Source organism: Pectobacterium nicotianae (genome assembly GCF_023272715.1).
Classification (GTDB): Bacteria; Pseudomonadota; Gammaproteobacteria; order Enterobacterales; family Enterobacteriaceae; genus Pectobacterium; species Pectobacterium brasiliense.
This window is the reverse complement of the sequence record NZ_CP096821.1, coordinates 3,805,793-3,831,663: the sequence shown is the minus strand read 5'-3', so window position 1 is coordinate 3,831,663 and position 25,871 is coordinate 3,805,793. Positions and strand designations below refer to the sequence as shown.

The 25,871-nt window shown below is 54.0% G+C and carries 25 protein-coding genes; 18 read left to right on the top strand and 7 right to left on the bottom strand.

Annotated features, from left to right (window positions below; translation table 11 throughout):
• Positions 1-43: 43 nt before the first annotated feature.
• From mltC to mutY, 3 genes are read right to left on the bottom strand one after another with little or no spacing between them, the layout of a single operon-like run.
• Complete coding sequence (mltC, locus tag MYB54_RS17085; RefSeq protein WP_010282844.1) at positions 44-1,117, bottom strand: membrane-bound lytic murein transglycosylase MltC; 1,074 nt, start codon at positions 1,115-1,117, stop codon at positions 44-46.
• Positions 1,118-1,169: 52 nt separating this feature from the next.
• Positions 1,170-1,442: an oxidative damage protection protein gene (locus tag MYB54_RS17080; RefSeq protein ID WP_005975842.1), complete on the bottom strand. Its 273-nt coding sequence runs from the start codon at positions 1,440-1,442 to the stop codon at positions 1,170-1,172.
• Positions 1,439-2,545: an A/G-specific adenine glycosylase gene (gene mutY / locus MYB54_RS17075; protein WP_119871515.1), complete on the bottom strand. Its 1,107-nt coding sequence runs from the start codon at positions 2,543-2,545 to the stop codon at positions 1,439-1,441. Before mutY ends, MYB54_RS17080 begins: the two co-directional genes overlap by 4 nt.
• Before the next feature lie 165 nt (positions 2,546-2,710).
• On the opposite strand from mutY, the gene trmB reads away from it, so the two are divergent.
• The 16 genes from trmB (at position 2,711) to phnE (MYB54_RS16995) (ending at position 18,410) form a co-directional block, all read left to right on the top strand.
• Complete coding sequence (gene trmB, locus MYB54_RS17070) at positions 2,711-3,430, top strand: tRNA (guanosine(46)-N7)-methyltransferase TrmB (RefSeq protein ID WP_039525049.1); 720 nt, start codon at positions 2,711-2,713, stop codon at positions 3,428-3,430.
• A gap of 1 nt (position 3,431) precedes the next feature.
• A complete protein-coding gene (locus tag MYB54_RS17065; RefSeq protein WP_014914389.1) occupies positions 3,432-3,776 on the top strand; it encodes a YggL family protein in 345 nt (114 codons plus the stop codon).
• Between the two features lie 114 nt (positions 3,777-3,890).
• Positions 3,891-4,604: a YggN family protein gene (locus MYB54_RS17060; RefSeq protein WP_010282855.1), complete on the top strand. Its 714-nt coding sequence runs from the start codon at positions 3,891-3,893 to the stop codon at positions 4,602-4,604.
• Between the two features lie 329 nt (positions 4,605-4,933).
• Positions 4,934-7,969 (top strand): autotransporter domain-containing protein, encoded by a 3,036-nt coding sequence (locus MYB54_RS17055; RefSeq protein ID WP_248721096.1) that lies wholly within the window; start codon positions 4,934-4,936, stop codon positions 7,967-7,969.
• Between the two features lie 251 nt (positions 7,970-8,220).
• Positions 8,221-8,934: a phosphonate metabolism transcriptional regulator PhnF gene (gene phnF, locus MYB54_RS17050; protein ID WP_248721982.1), complete on the top strand. Its 714-nt coding sequence runs from the start codon at positions 8,221-8,223 to the stop codon at positions 8,932-8,934.
• Complete coding sequence (phnG, locus tag MYB54_RS17045; RefSeq protein WP_014914393.1) at positions 8,935-9,381, top strand: phosphonate C-P lyase system protein PhnG; 447 nt, start codon at positions 8,935-8,937, stop codon at positions 9,379-9,381. It abuts the gene before it with no gap.
• Positions 9,381-9,956: a phosphonate C-P lyase system protein PhnH gene (phnH, locus tag MYB54_RS17040; protein ID WP_248721095.1), complete on the top strand. Its 576-nt coding sequence runs from the start codon at positions 9,381-9,383 to the stop codon at positions 9,954-9,956. The genes phnG and phnH overlap by 1 nt, the downstream gene beginning before the upstream one ends.
• A complete protein-coding gene (locus MYB54_RS17035; RefSeq protein ID WP_248721094.1) occupies positions 9,956-11,032 on the top strand; it encodes a carbon-phosphorus lyase complex subunit in 1,077 nt (358 codons plus the stop codon). The genes phnH and MYB54_RS17035 overlap by 1 nt, the downstream gene beginning before the upstream one ends.
• A complete protein-coding gene (locus MYB54_RS17030; RefSeq protein WP_100017450.1) occupies positions 11,025-11,879 on the top strand; it encodes an alpha-D-ribose 1-methylphosphonate 5-phosphate C-P-lyase PhnJ in 855 nt (284 codons plus the stop codon). Before MYB54_RS17035 ends, MYB54_RS17030 begins: the two co-directional genes overlap by 8 nt.
• Complete coding sequence (phnK, locus tag MYB54_RS17025) at positions 11,866-12,630, top strand: phosphonate C-P lyase system protein PhnK (protein WP_205544596.1); 765 nt, start codon at positions 11,866-11,868, stop codon at positions 12,628-12,630. Before MYB54_RS17030 ends, phnK begins: the two co-directional genes overlap by 14 nt.
• A gap of 63 nt (positions 12,631-12,693) precedes the next feature.
• Positions 12,694-13,407 (top strand): phosphonate C-P lyase system protein PhnL, encoded by a 714-nt coding sequence (gene phnL, locus MYB54_RS17020; protein ID WP_248721093.1) that lies wholly within the window; start codon positions 12,694-12,696, stop codon positions 13,405-13,407.
• The gene (phnM, locus tag MYB54_RS17015) at positions 13,394-14,530 is read left to right on the top strand and encodes an alpha-D-ribose 1-methylphosphonate 5-triphosphate diphosphatase (RefSeq protein ID WP_248721092.1); all 1,137 of its coding nucleotides are present in this window, start codon (positions 13,394-13,396) and stop codon (positions 14,528-14,530) included. The genes phnL and phnM overlap by 14 nt, the downstream gene beginning before the upstream one ends.
• Positions 14,531-14,682: 152 nt before the next feature.
• Positions 14,683-15,510 (top strand): phosphonate ABC transporter ATP-binding protein, encoded by an 828-nt coding sequence (gene phnC / locus MYB54_RS17010; RefSeq protein ID WP_039283926.1) that lies wholly within the window; start codon positions 14,683-14,685, stop codon positions 15,508-15,510.
• 83 nt (positions 15,511-15,593) lie between these two features.
• The gene (gene phnD / locus MYB54_RS17005) at positions 15,594-16,526 is read left to right on the top strand and encodes a phosphonate ABC transporter substrate-binding protein (RefSeq protein ID WP_039510928.1); all 933 of its coding nucleotides are present in this window, start codon (positions 15,594-15,596) and stop codon (positions 16,524-16,526) included.
• A gap of 125 nt (positions 16,527-16,651) precedes the next feature.
• Positions 16,652-17,512 (top strand): phosphonate ABC transporter, permease protein PhnE, encoded by an 861-nt coding sequence (gene phnE / locus MYB54_RS17000; protein WP_248721091.1) that lies wholly within the window; start codon positions 16,652-16,654, stop codon positions 17,510-17,512.
• Position 17,513: 1 nt separating this feature from the next.
• Positions 17,514-18,410, top strand: coding sequence for a phosphonate ABC transporter, permease protein PhnE (phnE, locus tag MYB54_RS16995; RefSeq protein ID WP_206555228.1), 897 nt, complete (start codon positions 17,514-17,516; stop codon positions 18,408-18,410).
• Positions 18,411-18,820: 410 nt separating this feature from the next.
• Here phnE (MYB54_RS16995) and MYB54_RS16990 read toward each other — a convergent pair whose 3' ends face one another.
• From MYB54_RS16990 to mutH, 4 genes are all read right to left on the bottom strand, one after another.
• Positions 18,821-19,882 (bottom strand): NADP(H)-dependent aldo-keto reductase, encoded by a 1,062-nt coding sequence (locus tag MYB54_RS16990; protein ID WP_014914404.1) that lies wholly within the window; start codon positions 19,880-19,882, stop codon positions 18,821-18,823.
• A gap of 207 nt (positions 19,883-20,089) precedes the next feature.
• Positions 20,090-20,308, bottom strand: coding sequence for a YgdI/YgdR family lipoprotein (locus tag MYB54_RS16985; RefSeq protein WP_039276145.1), 219 nt, complete (start codon positions 20,306-20,308; stop codon positions 20,090-20,092).
• Between the two features lie 175 nt (positions 20,309-20,483).
• Positions 20,484-21,200, bottom strand: coding sequence for a TerC family protein (locus MYB54_RS16980; RefSeq protein WP_010299690.1), 717 nt, complete (start codon positions 21,198-21,200; stop codon positions 20,484-20,486).
• A 280-nt stretch (positions 21,201-21,480) separates the two neighbouring features.
• Positions 21,481-22,176, bottom strand: coding sequence for a DNA mismatch repair endonuclease MutH (mutH, locus tag MYB54_RS16975; RefSeq protein ID WP_039467118.1), 696 nt, complete (start codon positions 22,174-22,176; stop codon positions 21,481-21,483).
• 695 nt (positions 22,177-22,871) lie between these two features.
• Here mutH and rppH point away from each other — a divergent pair.
• Positions 22,872-23,405, top strand: a complete 534-nt coding sequence (gene rppH / locus MYB54_RS16970; protein WP_010282870.1) for an RNA pyrophosphohydrolase — start codon at positions 22,872-22,874, stop codon at positions 23,403-23,405.
• Between the two features lie 12 nt (positions 23,406-23,417).
• Complete coding sequence (ptsP, locus tag MYB54_RS16965; RefSeq protein WP_248721090.1) at positions 23,418-25,664, top strand: phosphoenolpyruvate--protein phosphotransferase; 2,247 nt, start codon at positions 23,418-23,420, stop codon at positions 25,662-25,664.
• The last annotated feature ends 207 nt before the right edge of the window (positions 25,665-25,871 follow it).

Sequence of the window (25,871 nt, the reverse complement as noted above, 5' to 3'; positions counted from 1 at the left end):
CCGGAGTAAACCCGGTAGCGCGGCGTTCTGTGGTGCGCGTGAATTAGCGGCGGTAATTTTTCTGTGCCGTGTTCACTTTGTACAGATAGCGACGTGATTCACCAGACGGGTGCTTCGTCGTCAGCGTTTGGTAGACATCGCTCGGTGACATGTTGTTGATAATGCCCACGGCGCGATCGCGATCGCTGGAGAAGACGCGCAACACGCTGCCTGCGCCACCGTTATACGCGGTGATGACGGCATAGCGTTTCGACGTCGGGTTCTCAATGCCGGCCAGATAGCTGTTCTTCAGAATCGACAGATAGGCGGTACCCGCGTCGATGTTTTGTTCTGGATCGAACAGATAGCTGCGGCTTGGCTGTCCCCATTTCCCTTTCATCTTGAAGACGTCGCGTCCTGCGCTGTGCTGTACCACCTGCATCAGGCCCAGCGCATCGGAACGGCTGACGGCGTAAGGGTTGAAGCTCGATTCTGTCTGCATAATCGCCAGAATCAACGACTCTTCAATGCCGTAACGCTCGGAGGCTTTCCGCACCAGCGGCAGGTATTTGTGCGCACGCTTATCCAGATGGTTAGGGACAAGCTGCATCGTGACCGACCAGATAACGTGCATGCCGGAGGTGCGTTTTTGCAGACGGTTCTGGAGCAGGTAATCTGCAAAGCTGGCGGCACGGCCTTCCCAGCGGATCGGCTGTCCGGTGTTATCCAGTACCTGTCCGTACAGCAGCGGTTCGCGGCTGATTTGAATATCGTTAGCGTCGGAATACAGATCGGTGTTACTGGCGTCATCGCCCATCAGCAGGGTCGTGATAATCGCCTGGCGCAGGCTGGCAACGGAATTGGTTGCCGAAATGGTTTCGATCGTGATTGAACCGGCATCAAAGTTGATGTGGCTACGCGTCTTATATTGGTCGGTGTATTTGACGTAGTCTTTCGGGCCGGCGATCAGTACTTCATTCATCCCCCAGATATTTTCGATGTTGTTGGCGAACTGGCCCATCAAAATATCGAAGGCGTTGGTATCCTTGAGAAACTCTTCGTCGTTGGCATTCCCTTTGTTTCCTGAACAGGAAACCAGCAGTGGTGCAATCACCAGCAGAGCTAACATTTTCTTCATATAACAAGCCGTGTCGGAATGGGGACGTAAGCGGGCCCGAAAGCCCGCAATCTCAGTGGCTCGGAGGCGTATAGCCTTCGATGTGTACGTCCTTCCCTTCAAACAGGAATTTGATCATTTCCTGTTCCAGCAGCTTACGGTCGTCAACGTTCATCATGCTGAGTTTTTTCTCGTTGATTAGCATGGTTTGTTTGGTTTGCCACTGCGCCCAGGCTTCTTTGGAAATTTCGTTATAGATGCGCTTGCCCAGATCGCCGGGATAGAGCTGGAAATCCTGCCCTTCGGCGTCGCGTTGTAAAAAAGTACAAAAAATCGTTCTGCTCATGCTTCTTCCTCATCAATTTCGCAGGCTTTCAAATGTGTTGACTGCGGGTGAGCCAACTCCCTCAGCAAGCGTTCTACCGGGGCGGCCAGTCCGACAGACGGCGGCTGCGCTAAGTTATACCAGAGACCTGCATCGTCATCCATGCAGGACCGGTTTTGTGAGCGGTCGGTCTGCGATACGTCCAGCCAAAGCGGGACGATATCCAGATGAAAATGGCTAAATGTATGGCGAAACGCGACAAGCTGTTGCAATCCATCAGGATTCAGACCGCGTTGTTGCAGCCAGAGTTCCAATTCCCGACGTTCGCTGAACTGTGGGAAGCAAAATAGCCCGCCCCACAGGCCGACGGCAGGGCGCTGTTGCAGCCAGACCTGAGAACCCTGTTGCATCAGCAGGAACCAGCCGGTTTTCTCCGGCAGCGTCTGCTTCGGTTTCTTGCCGGGGTATTGCGCCCAGCTATTGTTGGCGTAGGCAATGCAGCCGGTGTTCAGCGGGCACAGCTCGCACTTGGGACGGCTGCGGGTACAGACCATCGCACCGAGATCCATCATCGCCTGATTAAACTGGCTGACGCCCTCGGCTGGCGTGACGTCTTCACTCCGTGCCCACAGTTTCTTTTCGACCTCTTTCTTGCTCGGCCAGCCGTCAACGGCGTAGCAGCGTGCCAGCACGCGCTTCACGTTACCGTCGAGAATGGGGTAATGCTGGCCGAGAGCGAGCGACAACACCGCGCCGGCAGTGGAACGTCCGACGCCTGGTAATGCAGCGACTTCATCAAAGGTGGTGGGGAACTCGCCGCCGTGACGTGACACGATGGTCTGTGCCGCTTTGTGCAAGTTACGTGCGCGGGCGTAGTAGCCCAGCCCGGTCCACAGGTGGAGCACTTCGTCCAGCGGCGCTGCCGCCAGTGCGTTTACGTTCGGAAAGCGTTCCATAAAGCGTTGGAAATAGGGAATAACCGTGGTGACCTGCGTTTGTTGCAACATCACTTCGGATAGCCATACTTTATAGGGAGTTTTCTCAAGCTGCCACGGCAGGGTTTTGCGGCCATAGCGTTGATACCAGTCCAGCACCTGATGGGCGAACTGTTGCGCTTGCATCATAAAATGGGGTCACTATCCGACAGATAAAAAGTTTGACAGCGATTCCAGCACAGAGTGAATGTGCTGTAAACCGGAACTTTCCGAGGCAGTGGGCTTGCTAAACCACGGTATCCTTGCATAATGCGCGTTTCCTTAATGAAATCGGACAGCAAGTAAGCACTCTTTATGATTAACAACGTCATTTCACCGGAATTTGATGAAAATGGGCGCCCGATGCGTCGTATCCGCAGTTTTGTCCGCCGTCAGGGGCGTTTGACGAACGGGCAACAGCTGGCGCTGGATAACTACTGGCCGGTGATGGGCGTGGAATATCAGACCGAGCTGGTCGATTTTAACGCGCTATTTGGTCGTGACGCGCCGGTAGTGCTGGAAATTGGGTTTGGGATGGGCGCCTCGCTGGTGACGATGGCGGCACAGCATCCTGAGCAGAATTTCCTCGGTATCGAAGTTCACCTGCCGGGCGTGGGAGCCTGTCTCGCTGCCGCACAGGAGGCGGGAATCAGCAATCTGCGCGTGATGTGTCACGATGCGGTCGAAGTGCTGATGAATATGATCCCGGATGGCTCGCTGTCTATGGTTCAACTCTTCTTCCCAGACCCGTGGCATAAAGCCCGCCATAATAAACGCCGTATCGTCCAGGTACCTTTTGTCCAACTGGTACGGAGTAAGCTGAAAGCCGGCGGCGTGTTCCATATGGCAACAGACTGGGAACCTTATGCGCAACATATGCTCGAAGTGATGACCTCTGTCACCGAGTACCGTAATCTTTCCAATAATAATGAGTACGTTGAGCGGCCGGAGTCCCGTCCGCTGACGAAATTTGAAGCACGTGGCCAGCGTTTGGGGCATGGCGTGTGGGATCTGATGTTTGAGAGGATAAAATAAAATGGCACAAGCTCGTAGCCGTCGTTTACGTAAAAAGCTTCATATCGATGAGTTTCAGGAATTAGGTTTTTCTGTCAGCTTCCGCTTTCCAGAAGGCACTAGCGTAGAAGATATCGATCAACTGATGGATAAGTTCGTTGACGACGTCATTGAACCACAAGGACTGGCATTTGAAGGCAGCGGTTATTTGCTCTGGGAAGGTCTGATCTGTCTGCAAAAAATTGGTCACTGCACCGAAGAGCATCGCCAACTGGTTAGCCGCTGGTTGGAAGAGCAGAAACTGACGGACGTGAAAGTCAGCAACCTGTTCGATATCTGGTGGGATCTGCCAGAACACCTGCTGTAATCCTTGGTCTTATCAAGGCATGCCTGAGCTGATTCTGGCTCAGGCGTTATCCGCCTCCTCAACGGGCGGATTACCGCTCTCCCGCTACTGCCGTTGTTTTCTTCAGGAGAAAATATGTCGCGTAAAATAACCTTGGGTTTATTGATGTTGCTGTCCTGGCAAGCGCAGGCGGCCTACCAGTGCAACGTGAATCCGCAGGACGACATCATTATCAGTCCGCAACACGTACAGGTCGTGGGTGCCAGCGGCAATTTACAACTCTCTCCGCAGGGCGATATCGTCCGTAACGGTACGCCGCTGACTCTGAATGCCGAACAGCGCCAGAAGGCCAAAGCCTATCAGGCAGATTTACGCCAGCAGCTGCCGTGGATCGATCAGGGCGCGCAGCAGCATCTTGAAAAAGCGCGAGTCGCGCTGGATAACGTCATCGTGCAGGAGCTTGGCAGCGACAGCAATGTGCGCAATCGTCTGACTACGCTGGATAAACAGCTCAAGCAGCAGATGAACCGAATTATCGAACACCGCACCGATGGCCTGACGTTTCACCATCAGGCGATTAAGCAAGTTGAGCAAGATGGCAAGCAACTTGTGCAGCAAAGCATGGGCGGCGTCTTGCAGGACAGCCTGAACGAAATGGGCGTGAAACAGATGTCCAGCGGCGGCAACCCGCTACAGGCGATGATGGGCAACCTCGGTGGTTTGCAGAAAGCGATTCAGGCCGAGTGGAACAATCAGGAGCTGGAGTTCCAGCGCTTCGGCAATGACGTATGTAGCCGCGTCACATCGCTGGAAAACCAGCGCAAGAGTCTGTTGCAGACGCTGAAGTAAACTGGCGTCGCTTAAGGAAACGGGCTGAGGCCCGTTTTTTGATCGTCCTTTTCCTCACCCCTTCCCCGTATTTTCCTTTTCGGTCTGACCGCTTTACCTGTAACCGAATGCCTCATGAAATTCATTGATTGTTACCTTCATGCGTTATGACTATTTGTACTAGTAACATAGAGTGACAATCACATTTATGTTCGAACAGGGTGTCGTTAATGCTCTCGATGTGGAAAATCCCTCCTTTCAAAAATAATCCTTTTAACAACCATTTCTTTAAAAGTACTTCATGTAAAAACAATGAAATATATATCACGTCGACGTCGCGGTATGCCGGTATGAACGGTGGTCGTGATGGTGCTCGTTACCGCGTGCTTGCGATGGGGTTACTGCTGTTTTGTCCTGTAACATTATGGGGCGCGGATAATTTTCGCACGGCGGAGTATGAGCGTAACGGTGCCGCACTGGATTCGATCAACGCGGCAGAAGCCTACAGTCTAGGTTTCTCGGGGAAAGGCGTTGGCGTTGCGGTCATTGATGCTACCGGCGAACTGAGCGGTGATGAATTTGCCGGACGGGTGGATTCGGGCGCGGGGTGGATCTCATCGCCATGGAATGGGACATCTCATGGCTACGCGGTTGCGGGCGTCATTGGTGCGGCGAAAAACGATAGCGGCATTCACGGCGTCGCCTATCAGGCGACGCTACTGCCGTTAGGAACCACTTTTTCATCGAATACATTGGTTAACGCCCAGCTTAACGTGCTCGACCGTCCAGATATCAAGATCGTTAATAATAGCTGGGGATACAGCATATTTAACGACACGGTGCAGACGTTCAGCGCCGATCGTCAGATTGAATTGTTGGACGGTATCATCAATAACAATCTGATGATTGGTACGGAGATGGCAAAACAGGGCCAGTTAACGGTGTTTGCTGCCGGGAACGAAGGCCATCTGACGCCGTCGATTAATGCTGGGTTGCCAACGCTATTAGATGCCTACGGCATTGACAATACGATTGCCAATAACTGGCTAAGTGTTGTGGCTTACGACCCTTCTCAACGTCCTTCCAGCGCGGCGTTTATTGCATCATTCAGCAATCTGGGATTTGGAGCGTCGTCTTATACGCTGCTTGCGCCGGGCGTGAATATTGTTTCTACCAGAGATGCGAACACCACTGAAAAATTCAGCGGCACGTCATTTTCGACGCCCTATGTTTCGGGCGTTGCCGCGCTGGCGTCTGAGGCGTTTCCGTATCTGAACGGTAAGCAGCTCGCTGATATTCTTTTGTCTACGGCGACGCCGCTCACGAGGAGTAACACCCCGCGTGCGGTGTTGCTCATCCACAAGAATTACGATGACCATCAAAACTATCTCAGTAGTGACCTCAATGTTTACGCGACGGGCAATGCCGTTACGTTTAGCGATGAGGAAATGACCGTCTTTCTGGCGCGGGTCAGAGAGGATGCGTTCTTCGATAATCTTACGGATGAACAGGTGCGCAGCGCGATTCGTGCTCGCGCCAGCGCGCAAAATATCAATGTGCTTACGACGGAGGATTACCAGTCGCTGTTTGGTCAGGGGATGGTTAATGCGTACAAAGCGGTGCAGGGGCCGGGCGCATTGAATGCCCAGAGGCTAAGCAATAGCGATCTCAGTAGTGGAACGTTTAACGGTAACTACGCGATCTACGGGGTTGATACACAAGGATATTCCAGCACCTGGAGCAATGACATTGCACAGGTGAAAAATACGACCAGCAGCAGTCCTCTGTATCAGTTGGATGTTGGCTTGCGTAAGCAGGGCGCAGGGGCGCTTTATCTGACGGGCAATAACACCTATCTCGGGCCGACCATTGTCGAAGGCGGCAGCGTCGTGGTGGGCAGAGTGGCGCAGGGGAGCGGCAGTCTGGCGGGGGATGTCTGGGTGCAATCTACGGCGACGCTGGGCGGGCACGGCAACATCGCAGGCACCGTCACGCTTGAGAATGGCTCCACGCTTTCACCCGGCGCATCCGTTGGCACATTAACGGTCGGCAATGTGGTGTTTCAGCCCGGCAGTCTTTATCACTATGAGATTGATGAGCAGGGCAACGCCGATGGCCTGAATGTTACACGGGATGCGACCCTGGCGGGCACCGTGGTGCTGGATGCGCCTTCGCAGTCATTGGGCGATCGGTTTACCCTCTTGAATGTCGGTGGCACCCTGAGCGGCAGCTTTGATGGTTTAACGTCCAACTCAACCCAGCCTTTCCTGCAAGATACGCTGAGCTATGGCAACAAGCAGGCTTATCTGGATGTGGTACGCAATAATCGCGCCTTTAATGACGTTGCTACCAGCCTTAATCAACGCGCCGTTGCGCAGGCGATCGAGAGCCAGAATAGTGGGCCGGTTTTCTCTGCTATCGCGAACAGCCGCAGTGAAGCGACCGCACGGGCTGCCTTTGATAACCTCGATGGCGAGATTTACGCCGCCTCGCGTGCCGCATTGCTCCAGCGTAGCCGGTACGTGCGAGACGAGATCAACAGCGCGCTGCACGATGAAAATGCACAATCGCTTTGGCTGAGTACGTGGGCGAACAAGGGGCAGTTCGATGAGACCACTGAATCCTCACGCGTTAACCACAGCGGCTATGGCTTTTTAATCGGTAACGGTAGCCCTGTCGGCGAAAGCAGCACGCTGGGTGTCGTTGTCGGCGCAGAGAAAAGCAAGATCAAAACCGATGCGCGTGCCGCCAGTAACGATATGACGGCCTATCACGTTGGCAGCTATTGGGGAACGGGCTATAGCGGCATCGCATGGCGATCCGGTCTGGTCTACAGCTATCTGGATATGGGCAGCGAGCGAGACATTCAGGTGCCCGGACTCACGAGCCGCGCGCAGGCAGATTATCATGCGCACCTTTTTCAGGGATTTGCAGAAGGGAGCCATCGGTTTGCGTTCAATGACAGCTTAAGCGTCGAGCCTTATGGCAACCTCTCGTATGCCTGGCTCGATCTCGCGGGCGGTCAGGAACACGGTAGCGCTGCTGCGCTGCGCTGGGAACGTCAGGGCAGCGGGGCCGGATACTCAACGCTGGGCTTACGCGGTGAGGCGTGCTGGTCTTCACTCTCACCTGTTCGGCTTTATGCCGATGCGGGCTATCAGCGACGCCTGACGCCGGATCGTAATCAAATGCGGCTGAGTTTTGTGCAAGGCGGCGATGCTTATACCGTCCACTCTGCCACTGACGATCGCGATGCGCTGTTAGTGCGGGCGGGCGTCACGTTGGCGATTAGGCAGAATGCGACGCTGTTGCTGGGCTACCAGGGCCTGATGAGCGATAAAATGAGCGAAAACAGCGCCAACATGCAGTTTGGACTCACATTCTGATACTGAAAATCATCCCCCACGCGCGGGTAAGCCGTGTGTGGGGCGTTTGGTACAGGACTGTCGTCCAGTGAGGTAATGCGCTGCCGATAGCCATACATCGTTAGCAGCCTATCGAAAAAAGTTCATTTTTGTGCCATGTCTGATTAACGATATCGACATGTTCCCCCGCCAATATTGTTCAATATTTATGCATTCCAGCATTCGCCTTCCGAATCGTATTAATGCCCCGTGTTTCTGGGAGATTTTTTATGATGCAGTTGTCCAGACATCCGACCACGCTCTATCAGGCGATTGCCGCCCGGTTAGAAGAAGCGCTACGTGAACGCTACAAATGTGGCGACTACCTTCCCTCTGAAAAGCAGCTGGCAACGCACTACGCCGTTAATCGCCACACGTTACGCCGCGCCGTGGATGACTTGGTGAAAAAAGGGCTGGTTCAACGCCGTCACGGTGTGGGGATCTTGGTGCTGATGCGGCCTTATGACTACCCGCTGCATGCGCAGGCCCACTTTAGTCAAAACCTGCTGGATCAAGGCAGCAACCCCTCCAGCGAACGACTCTTTGCGATGCTGAGTCCGGCCAGTCAGGAGATTGCCACCACGCTGGGCTGTGGCGAAGGCGATAACATCATCCACTTGCGTACGCTGCGCCGGGTGAACGGCATTCCCGTCTGCGTCATTAACCATTTCCTGCCCAATCTTTCCTGGTGGCCGCACTTACAGCAGTTCAATAGCGGCTCGCTGCACGACTTTATTACCGAGCGACTGAATCAGACGCTGGTTCGCATGCAAACGCGCATCAGTACGCGTCTGGCTCAGGCTAAAGAGAGTCGGCTGCTGGAAATCGACGCGCAGGCACCGCTGCTGTGTTTGCGCACGCTGAATAAAACCGCAAGCGGTGAGATCGCCGAGTACTCCGTCAGCCTGACGCGCGGCGATATGATCGAACTGACGCTGGAGCACTAGATGGATACGCTAACACACCGTCAACGCTGGCTCTCGGTGCTGGCATTCAGCCCGGTTGTCGAGCTGGAAAAGCGCTGGCACGCGCTCAATTTACACCCGCAGTACGCCCTGCTGCGCGCCGCTGAAATTGGCCTGACTCGCCTACAGGCGAGAATGGGGGGAACGGGCAAGCGCTTTGTGCTGGGGGATATGACCATCACTCGTGCTGTGGTGCGTTTGGCAGACGGTACGTGTGGATACAGCTATGTGGCCGGTCGCGATAAAGCCCATGCCGAGCGCTGTGCCGTTATTGATGCGCTGTTGCAACAGCCGGAAAACCACGATCGGTTGCAAGAGCATCTCATCACCCCTCTGGCGGCGCAGCGTGCCGCGCTGTGTGAACAGCGCGCGCGTGAAATTGCCAGTAGCAAGGTCGATTTCTTCACGTTGGTTCGCGGGGATAACTGATGTCTATACAGGCGAGCTTTGCGCAGCCGGTGGCTGACGCGCAGTGTGCTTTTCGGCGCATCCTCAAAGCCGTAAGCGAGCCGGGCGTAACGGTGACCTTACCGTTACAGCAAGGCTGGGGGCGGCTCTCTCCCGCTTCGACGGCGGTGATGCTGACGCTGGTCGATCGCGACACGCCGCTCTGGCTGGATGACGCGTTGGATGATGAATCCCTCCGCAGCAATCTGCGTTTTCATACCGGTGCGATATTGACCCGCGATGAATCGGCGGCCTTCGCCTTGCTTCATGTTTCGTCAGCCATCGCGCTGTCGCGGTTTTCTGCGGGTGACGTCATGTCACCGGAAAAGAGTACCACGGTCATCATCGAAGTCAGTGGCCTGACCGGAGGTACGCCGCTGCGCCTGAGTGGGCCGGGGCTGGAAACCTCACGCGTCGTTGAGCCGCAATTGCCGCCGGACATGCTGCGCTATCTCTGTCACCGTCCCGATCCCTTTCCGCAAGGTATCGATCTGATGTTCACCTGTGCCGATGCCCTGATGGCATTACCGCGCACCACCCATGTGGAGGTCTGCTGATGTATGTCGCTGTGAAAGGGGGAGAGAAAGCGATCGAAAATGCCCATCGCTTACAGGAGGATCTGCGCCGTGGGGATCGTGATATCCCGGAAATTGACTGCCAGCAGGTTGAACAACAGCTTGGGCTGGCGGTCGATCGCGTGATGACCGAAGGCGGTATCTACGATCGTGAACTGGCGGCGCTGGCAATCAAACAGGCCAGTGGCGATATAGTGGAAGCTATTTTTCTGCTGCGTGCGTATCGCACAACGCTGCCGCGTCTGGCGGACAGCCTGCCGCTAATGACGGCAAACATGCGGATTGAGCGACGCATTTCCGCGGTCTACAAAGATGTGCCGGGCGGTCAGGTTCTCGGCCCTACCTACGATTACACTCACCGTTTACTGGATTTCACGCTGCTTGCCAACGGTGACACACCCGCGCCGTCCGTGGCAGAGATACCGCTGGAAGCAACGTGCCCGCTGATATTTGATCTGATGACCCGCGAAGGCTTTGCCGTCAGGGAAGAGGATGACGGCAGCGAACCGTGCGATATCACCCGCGATCCGCCGAGCTATCCCGCTTCGCGTTCGGCACGTCTGCAACAGCTGGTACGGGGCGATGAAGGATTCCTGCTGGCCTTAAGCTACTCAACACAGCGCGGCTATGGCCGCACTCATCCCTTTGCCGGAGAGATCCGCACCGGCTTTGTCACGGTAGAGATTGTGCCGGAGGAGTTGGGTTTTCCGCTGGAAATCGGCGAAATCCTGCTGACCGAATGTGAAATGGTTAACGGGTTTACCGACAGGGATGAGGAAGCTCCGCACTTTACCCGAGGCTACGGGTTGGTGTTTGGTCGGGCGGAGCGTAAAGCCATGTCGATGGCTCTGGTGGATCGTGCGCTGCAAACCGCAGAGCATCACGAACGAGTGACCAGCCCGGCGCAGGATGAGGAGTTTGTGCTGTCGCACGCGGATAACGTCGAGGCGGCGGGATTTGTCTCCCACCTCAAATTACCCCATTACGTCGATTTTCAGGCCGAGCTGGAATTATTGAAACGTCTGCGTCAGGAGTATCAGGAGGGCAAAGATGCATGAGTTAAGCGGCTATAACCCCGGCTATCTTGATGAGCAAACTAAACGTACCATCCGGCGCGCTATTTTGAAGGCGGTGGCGATTCCCGGCTATCAGGTGCCGTTTGGTGGACGGGAAATGCCGATGCCCTACGGCTGGGGAACCGGCGGTATTCAGCTCACCGCGAGCCTGATTGGTGAAAATGATGTGCTGAAAGTGATCGATCAGGGCGCGGACGACACGACCAATGCCGTCTCTATCCGGCGTTTCTTCCAGCGCGTGAGCGGGGCGGTGACCACCGAGCGCACCGTCGAGGCCACGCTGATTCAGACGCGCCACCGCATTCCTGAAATGCCGCTGAAAGAAGATCAGATCCTGATCTATCAGGTGCCTATTCCCGATCCGCTACGCTTTATTGAGCCGCGTGAGGTCGAAACGCGCAAAATGCATGCGCTGGAAGAGTACGGCATCATGCAGGTGAAGCTGTATGAAGATATCGCTCGCTATGGTCATATTGCGACAACCTATGCGTATCCGGTGAAGGTGAACGATCGCTATGTGATGGATCCTTCGCCCATTCCCAAGTTTGATAACCCTAAAATGCACCGGATGCCTGCGCTGCAACTGTTTGGCGCGGGTAGAGAAAAACGCATTTACGCCTTGCCTCCTTACTGTGACGTGAAAAGTCTGGATTTTGACGATCACCCGTTCTGCGTACAACGCTGGGATCAGCCCTGTGCGCTGTGCGGGTCGCATGACAGCTACCTTGATGAAATCGTGATAGATGATGAAGGATCGCGTCTGTTTGTCTGCTCCGATACCGACTATTGCCGTCAGCAGCAGGAGAAACAAAACCATGAATCGCAGTGAACAGCCGCTGCTGGCGGTCAATAACCTGACGCACCTTTATGCGCCGGAAAAGGGCTTTGAAGACGTCTCGTTCGAGCTTTTTCCCGGAGAAGTGCTGGGGATTGTCGGCGAATCGGGGTCGGGAAAAACCACGCTATTACAGGCTATCTCGGCACGTTTAACACCACAGCAGGGAACGATTAACTATCGGGGACGCGATTTATATCGCCTGAGCGAAAGTGAACGGCGACGTCTGCTGCGCACCGAATGGGGCGTGGTGCATCAGTATCCGCTTGATGGCCTGCGCCCGCAGGTTTCGGCCGGTGGCAATATTGGTGAACGGCTGATGGCCGCCGGGCAGCGCCACTACGGTGAGATTCGCCAGCAGGCCAGCCGGTGGTTACAGGACGTTGAGATCCCGGTCGCGCGTATTGACGATCTGCCCACTACCTTTTCTGGCGGTATGCAGCAGCGTCTGCAAATTGCCCGTAGTCTGGTGACGCGCCCTAAGTTGGTCTTCATGGACGAACCGACTGGCGGCCTTGATGTTTCCGTACAGGCTCGCTTGCTGGATCTCTTACGGACGCTGGTGCGTGAACTGAATCTGGCGGTGGTGATCGTGACACATGATTTGGGCGTCGCAAGGATGCTGGCTCACCACCTGATCGTGATGAAACAAGGGCGGGTTGTCGAAAGCGGCCTGATTGACCGCGTACTGGACGACCCCAGACACCCTTATACGCAACTGCTGGTTTCGTCAGTCCTGAGCTGATGGAAGCCTCACGAATCCCGCGCCAGCGCGGGTGAATCAGGTTGTAATCAATCGGAACACGCCATGAACACACAGCTTCGCGTTGAGCATCTTTATAAAGTCTTCGTGTTACACAATCAGCACGGTGCCGCTTTGCCCGTGTTGCATGACGCCAATTTTGAGGTCAAGGCAGGGGAATGCGTGGTGCTGGATGGTCATTCCGGCAGTGGCAAATCGACGCTGCTCCGCTCGCTGTATGCCAACTACAAGCCTAACAGCGGCCATATCTGGGTCAAGCATCACCAGCACTGGGTCGATTTGGTGAACGCCCCGTCACGGCAAATTCTTGCCATTCGCCGCGACACCATTGGTTGGGTCAGCCAGTTTTTACGGGTGATTCCCCGCGTCTCCACGCTGGATGTCGTCATTCAGCCCCTGCTGGAGCGCGGTCTGGCGCGTGCTGAGTGTGAGGATCGCGCCAGACAGTTGCTCGTCCGGCTCAATGTACCAGAACGACTCTGGTCGCTACCGCCATCGACCTTCTCCGGGGGAGAACAGCAGCGGGTGAATATTGCCCGAGGGTTTATCGCCGATTATCCGATTCTCCTGCTGGATGAACCGACCGCGTCGCTGGACAGCGGCAATAGCAATGTGGTGGTTCAACTGATTGAAGAAGCCCGTGAGGGCGGGGCGGCGATTGTCGGTATTTTCCATGACGGTGCGGTGCGTAACCGGCTCGCCACGCATTTACACGCTATGCAACCTTATCCTGGGGTGCAGCAACATGATTATCAATAATGTCCGTTTGGTATTGGAAAATGAGGTGGTTTACGGATCGCTGGACGTGCAAAACGGCGTTATTGTTCACGTCAGCAGCGCATGTAGCCAGCAGCCTGGGGCTTTTGATGGCGAAGGGGGATTCCTGTTGCCGGGGCTGGTGGAGCTGCATACCGATAATCTCGATAAATTTTTTACCCCGCGGCCAAAAGTGGATTGGCCAGCCTACTCGGCTATGAGCAGCCACGATGCGCTGATGGTGGCGAATGGTATCACCACCGTGCTGGATGCGATTGCCGTGGGGGACGTGCGGGATGGTGGTCATCGTTTCGATAATCTCAACAAAATGGTTGAGGCGATCCGTCAGGGACAGGAAAAAGGGCTAAACCGCGCCGAGCACTGGCTGCATCTGAGCTGCGAACTGCCGTATGACGCTACGGTGCCGCTGTTTGAAAAACTGATGAATACCCCCGACCTATTGCTGGTGTCATTGATGGATCACTCGCCCGGCCAGCGTCAGTACACATCGTTGCAGAAATACCGCGAATATTTTCAGGGAAAATATCATCTCAGTAACCTACAGATGGACGCGTTTGAAGAAGAACAGAGGGGATTGGCCGCTTGCTGGTCTCAGCCCAATCGGCTGGCGATCGCGGCACTCTGCCGTAAAAAAGGGATCGCACTAGCCAGCCATGACGATGCCACGGTAGAACACGTTAACGAATCCCTTCAGGTGGGCTGTGCGATTGCTGAATTTCCCACTACTGAGGCGGCGGCGAGATACTCACACGACCGAGGGTTGCTGGTGTTGATGGGCGCACCCAACGTGGTACGCGGCGGTTCGCATTCGGGCAACGTATCCGCCAGTCAGCTGGCGCAGCAGGGCTTATTGGATATTCTCTCTTCCGATTACTACCCCGCCAGCCTGCTTGATGCCGCGTTTCGTCTGGCACAGGATGAGAGCAATCCTTATGACCTGCCGCGCGCTATCACCTTGCTGACGCGCAATCCTGCCCGCGCGATTGGGCTACACGATCGCGGTGTGATTGCTGAAGGAGGGCGTGCCGATCTGGTTCTGGCTCATACGCTTCACGGCCATGTTCATATTCGTCATGTGTGGGCAAAAGGGCAGAAGGTGTACTAATCGATTGATTTGCTTATTAGCGGATGTTGGCGCGGCTAAGGATAGCCTCACAAATCGTTTCAATTGGTCATTATTTAATCATTTTCTATTCATTAAACCATCACGCCATCTGTTCTTAATGAGGGGGCTACCTCACCACAGTGGATATCAAGATGGCACAGGCACAATTGAAATCTGGCCTCGAATTCAAAACGCAGTTGCAGCCCGTTCGGCCACAAAAGGTTCTGTCCGTTCGTGGCGTGGGGAAAGTGTGGTCTCCACAACACCGGGTGCTAGATGACGTTAACTTCGATCTGCACACGGGAGAATTCGTTGCCGTCATTGGCCGTTCCGGGGCAGGAAAATCGACGCTGCTTCATCTGTTAAACGGCACGATTTCAGCCTCTGGCGGTGAAATCATCAATTACAGCGGTGAGCAGCCACAGGATATTATCAAGCTACGCTCGCGCCAGATACGCCAATGGCGCGCCCATTGCGGCATGATTTTTCAGGATTTCTGCCTGGTGCCGCGGCTGGATGTTCTCACTAATGTCTTGCTGGGGCGCCTTAGCCAAACCTCCACGCTCAAGTCACTCTTTCGTGTGTTTTCTGACGAGGACCGCGCGCGCGCCATCGAGTTGTTGCAATGGTTAAATATGCTGCCGCAGGCGTTACAACGCGCGGAAAACCTCTCAGGCGGCCAGATGCAGCGTGTCGCTATCTGTCGGGCTCTCATGCAGCAGCCCAGAATTTTGCTGGCCGATGAACCTGTCGCGTCGCTCGATCCCAAAAATACTCGCCGCATCATGGACGTCTTACGGGAAGTGAGTCAGCAGGGGATTAGCGTGATGGTTAATCTGCACTCGGTGGATCTGGTGAAGCAGTACTGCACGCGGGTTATCGGGATCGCCCAAGGGCGCATTGTTTTTGACGGGCATCCAACGCAATTGGATGAGCCGCTGCTTCATACGCTGTATGGCGATGAACTGAACGCACATTAATGCGATATGCATTGAACACGATGTGTATTTAAGACTGTGTGCGTTTAACACGATGGCCTTTGACACGAGAACAGGTGATAACAATGAGAAAGATCTTTGGTTTGGCGATGATGTTAACCAGCTCACTGACCGTCTTCAGCGCGACGGCGGCGGGGACGCCCAAAGAGCTGAATTTGGGTATTTTGGGCGGGCAAAATGCGACACAGCAGATCGGTGATAACCAGTGCGTCAAACAGTTCCTTGATAAAGAGTTGGGGGTTGAGACCCGATTGCGTAACGCTTCGGATTACTCCGGCGTCATTCAGGGATTGCTGGGGGGAAAAGTCGATCTGGTTTTGAGTATGTCGCCGTCGGCTTTCGCCTCTGTCTATCTGAAAGATCCTAATGCGGTGGATATCGTCGGCATCGCCGTTGACGATAAAGATCTGTCACGCGGCTACCACTCCGTGGTGGTGGTCAAAGCCGACAGCCCGTACAAAAAGCTGGAAGACCTGAAAGGGAAATCCTTTGGTTTTGCCGATCCCGATTCCACCTCGGGCTTTCTGGTTCCCAACCAGATTTTCAAACAGAAATTTGGCGGGAATAACGACAACAAATACAACAATTTCTTTTCCAGCGTGACGTTTTCTGGCGGCCATGAGCAGGACATTCTGGGCGTACTGAATGGTCAATTTGACGGTGCCGTCGCCTGGACATCGATGGTGGGCGATTACAACACGGGCTATACAGCAGGCGCTTTTACCCGCCTGATCCGAATGGATCATCCGAACCTGATGCAGCAGATCCGGATTATCTGGCAATCCCCGCTGATTCCGAACGGCCCGATTCTGGTCAGCAACAAGCTGCCTGCGGATTTCAAACAGAAGGTCATTACTGCGGTGATGAAGCTGGATAAAGATCAGCATGAATGCTTTACCAAGGCGATGGGCGGGACTCAGCATATCGGTCCGGCAAGCTTGAATGATTACCAGCACATCATCGACATGAAACGCGAACTGACGCAGGGCAATCGCTGATCGAGCACAGGCGCTTCGCCGTTCCCTAAACGCCCGTTCGGACGTGACATCGAACGGGCGGCAACATTTCGATCCGCTCATCAAAGCCAGGGCATGACATATCGCCCGATAAACAGGACACTGTTTTGAAGAATGACTTTGAACAATATTATCAACAGATTAAAGGGCGACAGAAGCGCGAGGCGCTACTGTGGTCTTTGCTGCTAGCTTGCCTGTTTCTGGGGGCGGGCAAGGTCGCTGAATTCAGCCCCGCAACCATCTGGTCTTCTCTGCCGAGTTTTTTCAGCTATTTGCACGATACGCTGCCTGTATTGCACTGGCAGCAGCTTCTGGCGAACGCTCATACCGAAGGCTCTCTGGCTTATTGGGGATATCGGCTGCCGATACAGCTGCCGCTGATCTGGGAAACGCTGCAAATGGCGCTGGCTTCCACGATCGTTGCGGTGGCGGTTGCCACGATGCTGGCATTCTGTGCCGCCGCGAATACGCAAAGCTCGATGTTACTGCGTATGACTATTCGCGCGCTGGTGGCGTTTTTACGCACCATGCCGGAGCTGGGTTGGGCGGTTATGTTTGTCATGGCTTTTGGGATTGGAGCCATGCCCGGCTTTATTGCGCTGGCACTGCACACCGTCGGCAGCTTAACCAAACTGTTTTATGAGTCTCTGGAAAGCGCTTCGGATCGGCCAGTACGCGGTCTGGCAAGCTGTGGTGCCAGTAAGCTCCAGATTATGCGTTTCGCCTTTTGGCCACAGGTAAAGCCGATTTTTCTCTCCTACAGCTTTATGCGTATGGAGATTAATTTCCGTTCCTCCACCATTCTTGGTCTGGTTGGCGCGGGCGGCATCGGCCAGGAACTGATGACCAACATTAAGCTCGATCGCTACGATCAGGTCAGTATGACCTTATTGCTGATTCTCGTTGTGGTCTCGCTGCTGGATGGTTTATCCGGCTATTTACGCCGCCGCGTGGTAGAAGGACAGTGACATGAGAACCGTGACGTCGCCTGATGTCGAGCAATTGAAACAGCAGCACCCCGACCTGTTTCGTATACAGTCGCGCTATCTACGCCGAGTCGCACTGCTGGCGCTGGCGGTCACGCTGTATTACCTGTTCTTTTTCCAGACTTTTGGCATCAGCTGGCAGCAGTGGGTCAATGGCTCGGCGCAGCTGGGACGCTATTTTTTACGCATGTTTGTCTGGCATGATTTTCTCAATTGGCCCTTTGGTTACTACCTGTCGCAAATTGCCATCACGCTGTCGATCGTGTTTGCGGGGACGGTAACCGCGACCTGTATCGCACTGCTACTCTCCTTCTTTGCGGCGCGCAACATCATGCAGCGTCGCGGGTTACGGCCGATTGCGCTGCTGGTTCGATGTCTGTTGGACATGATGCGTGGTATTGATATGGCAATTTGGGGGCTGATATTCGTGCGAGCCGTCGGGCTGGGGCCGCTGGCGGGATTGTTGGCCATCGTGATGCAGGATATTGGCCTGCTCGGCAAGCTCTACGCGGAAGGGCACGAAGCCGTCGAACGTTCACCCGGACGAGGCCTGAGCGCGCTAGGAGCCACTGCGCTGCAAAAACACCGCTTTGGCATTTTCACACAATCGTTCCCCATTATTCTGGCGCTCAGCCTCTACCAGATTGAATCGAATACCCGCTCTGCCGCCGTATTAGGCTTTGTCGGCGCGGGCGGCATCGGTCTGGTTTATGCGGAGAACATGCGCTTATGGAACTGGGACGTGGTGATGTTTATCACCCTGATTCTAGTCGCGATAGTGATGGTCATGGATGGGATATCGTCTTGGTTGCGCAAGCGTTATATCACCGGTAAGGATATTCCGCTTTTTCAGCCCAAAAATAGTTCAATCCTTGATTAAATGCTTGTTTTTCTAAGGTTAATCCGCCTCGTATACACAATTAATGCAGGATGCAAACGGGGTTGACCGTTATCCGGCGTAAGAAATTATGCAGCGGTGGTCATGACCGCCGAGTGAGCGGCATGGATGCCGCGAAAGCCAGTGCCGCGTCGGGAACGCGTCACTGGCGGCTCGTCTAGCGGTCATGACCACCGATGGCATCGCGCAGCGACATAATTTAGCCGGAAAGCCTGGGTTCTCAGGGCGGCGGCGACTGAGCGCCCTGAGTCGGGCGCGTGCTACGAGGTAGCACAAAAATGGCGGTATTGCGGCGCACGAAACCGTCTCCGCATCTGCATAAAAATGTGACTAAGAGGCTGTAGGTAAAAGGGAAAGGGGGGAACTGGGGCTTATCAGCCCCAGTTGAGCAGTTATGGCGCAGGGAACGTGAACCGGCGGTGGATCGCTTCCAGCTCGTCGAGGATCTCGCCGTCCAGCGTCAGGTTCTGGCTGTCGAGGTTGGTTTGCAGCTGTTCCAGTGTCGTCGCACCCAGCAGTGTACTGGCGACGAACGGTTGCTGACGCACAAACGCCAATGCCATTTGCGCCGGATCCAAACCGTGTTTTTGCGCCAGCGCGACGTACTCGGCAACCGCTGCCTGAGCCTGTGGGCCAGTATAACGGGTGAAGCGGCTAAACAACGTGTTGCGTGCGTTAGCGGGTTTCGCGCCGTTCAGGTATTTCCCCGTCAGCGTACCGAATGCCAGTGATGAATAGGCGAGAAGTTCGACGCCTTCATGCTGGCTGATTTCCGCTAAGCCGACTTCGAAACTGCGATTCAGCAGGCTGTAGGGGTTCTGAATCGACACGATACGTGGCAGATCATGTTTTTCCGCCAGATGCAGATAGCGCATCACGCCCCACGGGGTTTCGTTGGAGACGCCGACGTAGCGGATCTTACCGGCACGCACCTGTTCATTTAGTGCTTCCAGCGTTTCCAGCAGCGTGACGACCGATTTGTCTTCAGTATATTGCGGTTTGTCATCCGTATACTGATAGTTCAGCTTGCCAAAGCAGTTGGTCTGGCGCTGTGGCCAATGCAACTGATAGAGATCGATATAGTCGGTATTCAGGCGTTGCAGGCTGGCATCCAGCGCGGCACGGATGTTTTTTCTGTCCAGCGCCTGCTGTGGCCTGATGCTGTGATCGTTTCCGCGCACGGGGCCGGAGACTTTACTGGCCACAATCAATTTTTCACGTCCGCCACGGGATTTCAGCCAGGAACCGATATAACTCTCGGTTAGCCCCTGTGTTTCCGGGCGCGGAGGAACGGCGTACATTTCTGCTGTGTCAATCAGGTTAACACCTGCGGCAATGGCGTGATCTAACTGAGCATGAGCGTCTGCTTCGCTGTTTTGTTCGCCAAAGGTCATCGTACCAAGACCCAGCACGCTCACTTCTAAAGAACTATGGGGAATACGGTGATATTGCATTGCCAGCTTCCTTATGTCTGAAAATAGCAGGCGTATTTCTCCTCATTTCCGCATGATTTGCTGCGATTCCAATGAGTTTGGGAAAACACACCTGAATTCGACTATAAACGAAGCCGTGGCGAGTGGGGAAGTCTCTTCTGTTGCCCTTCAGCAGGATTTTGCCGAAGAGCGTCGTTCGATGGGGTGAATATCGGGCTAACGTTGCCGTTAGCGCTGCACGATCTGGGAGATTTGATCGCTGTTGATTTGTTTCTGATTACCTTGCTCATCGGTATAGCTGAGCAACCCGGTATCTTTATCCAGCACGGGTTTTCCCTGCGTCAGGAGCATTTGTCCCTCTTTTGTCGCCATCACGTAGTCACTGGAACAGCCTGCCAGAGTGAATAATAACGCCAGTGTGATTGCCATTTTCATCCGTACTTTCATCATATTAACCCGTTCATAAATGCCAAAATCTAAGGTGAGTCTAGCAAATGGTTGCGGGGGATAACGTAGGAATAATGGAAAAAATGTGTTTGGAGGGAATTAATATTGTGTAATCAGGCGACTGGTCGCCGCCTGATTATGACGTCTAGCGCTTTGAACGCTCGCTATGCGGCGATCAGTGTGCTGCTTTTTCTTTTTTACTGCGCAGCAGGTTCAACGCCTCAACGGACATCGAGAAGAACATGGCGAAGTAGATATAGCCTTTCGGTACGTGAACGTCGAAACTTTCCAGAATCAGGGTGAACCCGACCAGGATCAGGAACGACAAGGCCAGCATTTTGACGGACGGATGGCGTTCGACAAACTCGCCGATAGGACGCGCAGAGAACATCATCACGAGAACGGCAATAATGACCGCTGCCATCATAATAAACAGATGGTCAGACAGGCCGACAGCAGTGATCACCGAATCCAGGCTGAAGATAATATCCAGCATCATGATCTGCACAATCGCGCCAAAGAAAGAGTACACCTTGGAAGTATGGTCTTCTGAACCGCCTTCGACGGTTTCGTGAATTTCCATACTCGACTTCCAGATCAGGAAGAGCCCCCCGAAGAACAAGATCAGGTCACGTGTGGAGATTTCATTGCCAGCGACGGTAAACAGCGGGTCGGTCAGACGCATGACCCAGGCAATAGAAGCGAGCAGTCCCAAACGCATTAACATCGCGCCCATCAGCCCGATGCGGCGAGCTTTGTTTTGCTGGGCTTTAGGCAGTTTGGCGACAACCAGAGACAGGAAAATAATGTTATCGATCCCAAGAACGATTTCCAGAATAGTCAGCGTTCCCAATGCTAACCATGCGTTCGGATCAACAATCCAATCAAACATTATATCAATACACCTTAAACGAAACGTAAACGATATTATACTCTGCCAGCTCGGGGCGTAGGCAAGCGAAAGTGTGATGTCGTAGAGATATAACGTTCATACTTTGCATTGCAGCCGTGTGCTGGCGTCCCTTTTGCTCTGGGTTGGCGTCAGGCTTTTCCCAGATCGATTCCCTTGTCGCACGATTGCTGCGTAATAGAGTGCGGCGTATAAGGCTAGTGTACGATGAAGCGGGGCGCTGATGAAGCATCGTGCTAATAGAACATCGCTCTAAGGAAATTCAACGGCTGAGCTGCATAAAGTGGCGGGCCAGTAGCGGCGCGGTAAAGGTTTTCTTCAGATAGAACCCGCGTGGCAAGGTTAGAATCGGTTGACCAAATTCGCCAATCGCCTCGGTTAATGCCCGGCTATTTGCCGCTTTGGGGCGTAGCTGTAGCACTTCGCCATGTCGGGCGGTGATGCTTTCTACCCGGCCAAGCACGATCAGATCCATCAACTCTTCCCAATCGCAGCGCAGTTGTTCCTCTTCTTCTTCATTGGGGCTCCAGATCAGCGGTGTGCCAATACGGCGTTCCCCCAGCGGAATGTGCCGCGAGCCTTCCACCGGAATCCACAGTACCCGCGCGAGCTTGTGTCGTACGTGGCTGCTTTCCCACGTCACGCCGCTGTTGCCTGTTAATGGTGCGACGCAGACGAACGTGGTTTCCAGCGGTTTGCCCTGTTCATCAATAGGAATGGTTTTGAGTTCAACGCCGATGTCGGGGAAATCCTGCTCGGGTTTGCTGCCTGCGCTTGCACCCAGAAAACGCTCCAGCAAGATACCAATCCAGCCTTTATCACGTTTCAGGTTAGCGGGAAGGGGCAGGCGGGCGATGTCCGCTAATTCCGCGAGATTATAACCCGCGAGGGATTGCGCGCGTTCCAGCAACGTGTGCTCACTTGCCGGCGCAGTCGTGTGAACCGTGGGTGAATTCATAGCGTATAGCTCGATATTTTTTCGCTCAAAAAAAACACAATAGACAGAGAGTACCAGTGCACAGCCTGCAAGACTGTGGAGAAAAACAATAATAGCATGATTCGTAGTGCTTTTTTTTAGTGTGATGGCGATCACTTAACACCGTTTTGCAAACTGTGCACGTATAGCCACCGACAATAAACAGGATCTTACACTAGGTTATCCACAGATTTCTTGGATAACCCACATAAACATGAATTACTGGTTCGATTTACAGCCTTGACTCCCGACCTTTTTGCTGTTTTTGCCTATTTATTGCCTGACTTTGAGGCATTCCCTGTGGATAAAATCGTCATAGTGCGATCTTTCGCCAATCTTGCGTTGTATGCCATTTGAACAAAAAAGAAGGGGTTGATTTTTTACGTGAGATGGTTTGTAATTTAATGAATATAAAGAATTATTTTTTAATTCGCATTAATATTTTTTCTTCATGAGAAATGAGTTTTACTCACTTCTTCATGGGTTCTGCACAAAGATGTCCACAGAAAAAGTGAATAAATTGCCGATTCCGGCCTTCACATGTTTATAACTTTGATCTTATCTGTGGGTTATCTTACTTTTATTCGTATCACATGCTTTCTAAGCAGTGGTTTACCGCCTGACGGGAGTGTGAAACAATCAGGTCATCTTTGCATTGATGTTTATCGAGGTAGTCGGTGATCGATGATGATGGCTACCGCCCAAACGTTGGTATTGTAATTTGTAATCGGCAGGGGCAGGTGATGTGGGCCCGGCGCTATGGTCAGCACTCCTGGCAGTTTCCACAGGGGGGGATTAACCCCGGTGAAAGTGCTGAGCAGGCGATGTACCGCGAACTGTTTGAAGAAGTCGGGTTAAGAAAAAAGGATGTGCGCGTATTGGCATCTACCCGTAACTGGTTACGCTATAAATTACCAAAGCGTTTGGTGCGTTGGGATACAAAACCGGTCTGTATCGGCCAAAAGCAGAAATGGTTTTTGCTACAGTTGATGTGTAATGAGTCGGATATCAATATGCAGAGCAGCGGCACGCCGGAATTTGATGGCTGGCGCTGGGTGAGTTACTGGTATCCGGTACGTCAGGTCGTCTCTTTTAAGCGAGATGTGTATCGTCGCGTGATGAAGGAATTTATCAATCCGGTGATACTGCTTCAGGAGAGTGTTGCGGCTCGGGTGGTTACCCCATCTGGTCCTCGGCGAAAAAGAGGGTAATTCAGGCACATTATGCTCACGCGCTTGCGAGAAATTGTCGAAAACGTTGCGGCAACGGCCCGCCTTAGTGATGCGCTGGACATTCTGGTCAATGAGACCTGTCAGGCTATGGACACGGAAGTCTGTTCCATTTATCTGGCCGATCACGATCGTCAATGTTATTACCTGATGGCAACGCGCGGGTTGAAAAAGCCGCGCGGGCGCACGGTTACGCTGGCGTTTGGGCAAGGTATTGTCGGGCTGGTCGGGCAACGTGCTGAGCCCATCAATCTGGCCGATGCGCGTGCACACCCTAGTTTCAAATATATCCCCGCCGTGAAAGAGCAACATTTCCGCTCTTTTCTTGGCGTTCCCATTATCTACCGTCGCCACCTGCTGGGCGTACTGGTGGTGCAGCAGCGTGAACATCGTCAGTTTGATAAAAACGAAGAATCGTTCATGGTGACGCTGGCCACGCAGATGGCCGCTATTCTTTCCCTTTCACAGATAAAAACGCTCTTCGGTCAATACCGTCAGACGCGCGTTAGGGCGCTGGTGGCTGCACCCGGCGTGGCGATCGCCCCCGGCTGGCAGGATTGTACTCAGCCTTCTCTGGAACAGGTTTTCCCCGCATCGAGTCTGGACAGCGAGCGTGAGCGCTCCCGTTTAACGCAGGCGCTGGAAGAGGCAACGGCGGAATTCCGTCGCTTCAGCAAGCGGTTTAGCGCCAGCGCGCAGAAAGAGAGCGCGGCGATTTTCGATTTGTACTCGCACTTGTTGAACGATGCGCGGCTCAAGCGAGAACTCTTTCAGGAAGTGGATGCGGGCAATGCCGCCGAGTGGGCCGTGAAGCTGGTGATCGAGCGCTTTGCCGCGCAGTTCACCAACTTGCAGGATACTTATTTACGCGAACGGGCGGGCGATCTGCGTGCGTTGGGGCAACGACTGTTGTTCCACCTCGACGATAACGCGCAAATCATGGGGCAATGGCCTGAGCGCTTTATCCTCGTAGCGGATGAATTAACCGCCACGCTGCTGGCGGAACTGCCGCCGGAGCGTCTGGCGGGCGTTGTTGTCTATGACGGTGCCGCGAATTCGCATGCGGCGATTCTCGTCCGTGCCATGGGCATTCCGACGCTGGTGGGCGCAGACATCCAGCCCGAACTGCTGCATCAGCGACAGCTGATTATCGACGGTTATCGCGGCGAGCTGCTGGTCGATCCTGAACCCGTGCTGGTACAGGAATACCAGCGTCTGTTGACGGAAGAAAATGAGCTGACTCGCCTGGCCGAAGGCGAGATGGAACAGCCTGCTGTACTGAAAAGCGGCGAACGCATTCAGGTCATGTTGAATGCGGGGCTCAGCGCTGAACACGAAAAACGCTTTATCAATCAGGTTGATGGGGTGGGTCTGTATCGCACGGAAATCCCGTTTATGTTGCAAAGCGGATTTCCGTCTGAAGATGAGCAGATGGCGCAATATCAAAGCATGTTGGCGCTTTACCCTACGCGCCCCGTGATGCTGCGCACGCTGGATATCGGCGCGGATAAGCCGTTGCCTTATCTGCCTATTAGCGAAGAGAACCCGTGCCTTGGCTGGCGCGGCATTCGTATTACGCTCGATCAGCCTGAAATCTTTCTGATTCAGGTGCGCGCGATGCTGCGTGCCAACGCACATATTGGCAATCTCAACATCCTGCTGCCGATGATCAGCAGTCTGGATGAAATCAGCGAAGCGCGTCGCCTGATCGATCAGGCTGCGGGCGAAGTAGAAGAATTGCTGGGCTTCCCGCAGCCCAAGCCGCGAATTGGGATCATGATTGAAGTCCCGTCGATGCTGTTCCTGCTCCCTCATCTGGCTTCCCGCATCGATTTTGTTTCGGTTGGTACCAACGATCTGACGCAGTATCTGCTGGCGGTAGATCGTAACAACGCTCATGTGGCATCGCTTTATGACAGTCTGCATCCTTCCATGTTGCAGGCGTTGAATATGATCGCCGTCGAGTGCGAGCGGCATAATATTCCGCTTTCCGTGTGTGGTGAAATGGCGGGCGAAGCGCTCGGCGCACTGCTGCTAACCGGGCTGGGCTATCGCTCACTCAGTATGAACGGACGTAGCGTTGCGCGAATTAAATATCTGCTGCGCCAAATTACGCTGGCGGAATCGCAGGCGTTGGTGAAGCAACTACTCGGTGCGCAGAGTGCGACGGAAGTTCGACAGTGGGCCGCGATCTTCATGGAAGAGCGCGGATTGGGCGGCTTGATTCGCGGCGGACGCTAATCCGTCGCGGTGCGGTATTGACGGAGACATCAAGATTTAATTGCGAGTAAATGTTTAACAACGACTCAATGTTTTACAGAACTTTTCCCCTCCGCGATCAACGAGCGTGGGTGCGTATGCTATGATTCGCCACCGCGGTTCGCAGGAACAGATTCATTCTCCTGCCTTTTGCCTATCAATGACGATCCCAAAAGTAGGGATAACACA

Bases quoted from the DNA above. Each gene is read 5' to 3' on its own strand.
- MYB54_RS17065 (WP_014914389.1), top strand. From the start codon at position 3,432: ATGGCACAAGCTCGTAGCCGTCGTTTACGTAAAAAGCTTCATATCGAT.
- phnL (WP_248721093.1), top strand. From the start codon at position 12,694: ATGAACACACAGCTTCGCGTTGAGCATCTTTATAAAGTCTTCGTGTTA.
- phnD (WP_039510928.1), top strand. From the start codon at position 15,594: ATGAGAAAGATCTTTGGTTTGGCGATGATGTTAACCAGCTCACTGACC.
- MYB54_RS17060 (WP_010282855.1), top strand. From the start codon at position 3,891: ATGTCGCGTAAAATAACCTTGGGTTTATTGATGTTGCTGTCCTGGCAA.
- trmB (WP_039525049.1), top strand. From the start codon at position 2,711: ATGATTAACAACGTCATTTCACCGGAATTTGATGAAAATGGGCGCCCG.
- mutH (WP_039467118.1), bottom strand. From the start codon at position 22,176: ATGAATTCACCCACGGTTCACACGACTGCGCCGGCAAGTGAGCACACG.
- MYB54_RS17030 (WP_100017450.1), top strand. From the start codon at position 11,025: ATGCATGAGTTAAGCGGCTATAACCCCGGCTATCTTGATGAGCAAACT.
- phnC (WP_039283926.1), top strand. From the start codon at position 14,683: ATGGCACAGGCACAATTGAAATCTGGCCTCGAATTCAAAACGCAGTTG.
- MYB54_RS16990 (WP_014914404.1), bottom strand. From the start codon at position 19,882: ATGCAATATCACCGTATTCCCCATAGTTCTTTAGAAGTGAGCGTGCTG.
- phnF (WP_248721982.1), top strand. From the start codon at position 8,221: ATGCAGTTGTCCAGACATCCGACCACGCTCTATCAGGCGATTGCCGCC.
- phnH (WP_248721095.1), top strand. From the start codon at position 9,381: ATGTCTATACAGGCGAGCTTTGCGCAGCCGGTGGCTGACGCGCAGTGT.
- mltC (WP_010282844.1), bottom strand. From the start codon at position 1,117: ATGAAGAAAATGTTAGCTCTGCTGGTGATTGCACCACTGCTGGTTTCC.
- phnE (WP_206555228.1), top strand. From the start codon at position 17,514: ATGAGAACCGTGACGTCGCCTGATGTCGAGCAATTGAAACAGCAGCAC.
- phnM (WP_248721092.1), top strand. From the start codon at position 13,394: ATGATTATCAATAATGTCCGTTTGGTATTGGAAAATGAGGTGGTTTAC.
- MYB54_RS16980 (WP_010299690.1), bottom strand. From the start codon at position 21,200: ATGTTTGATTGGATTGTTGATCCGAACGCATGGTTAGCATTGGGAACG.
- phnK (WP_205544596.1), top strand. From the start codon at position 11,866: ATGAATCGCAGTGAACAGCCGCTGCTGGCGGTCAATAACCTGACGCAC.
- MYB54_RS17080 (WP_005975842.1), bottom strand. From the start codon at position 1,442: ATGAGCAGAACGATTTTTTGTACTTTTTTACAACGCGACGCCGAAGGG.
- MYB54_RS17035 (WP_248721094.1), top strand. From the start codon at position 9,956: ATGTATGTCGCTGTGAAAGGGGGAGAGAAAGCGATCGAAAATGCCCAT.
- ptsP (WP_248721090.1), top strand. From the start codon at position 23,418: ATGCTCACGCGCTTGCGAGAAATTGTCGAAAACGTTGCGGCAACGGCC.
- MYB54_RS16985 (WP_039276145.1), bottom strand. From the start codon at position 20,308: ATGAAAGTACGGATGAAAATGGCAATCACACTGGCGTTATTATTCACT.
- phnG (WP_014914393.1), top strand. From the start codon at position 8,935: ATGGATACGCTAACACACCGTCAACGCTGGCTCTCGGTGCTGGCATTC.
- mutY (WP_119871515.1), bottom strand. From the start codon at position 2,545: ATGATGCAAGCGCAACAGTTCGCCCATCAGGTGCTGGACTGGTATCAA.
- MYB54_RS17055 (WP_248721096.1), top strand. From the start codon at position 4,934: ATGAACGGTGGTCGTGATGGTGCTCGTTACCGCGTGCTTGCGATGGGG.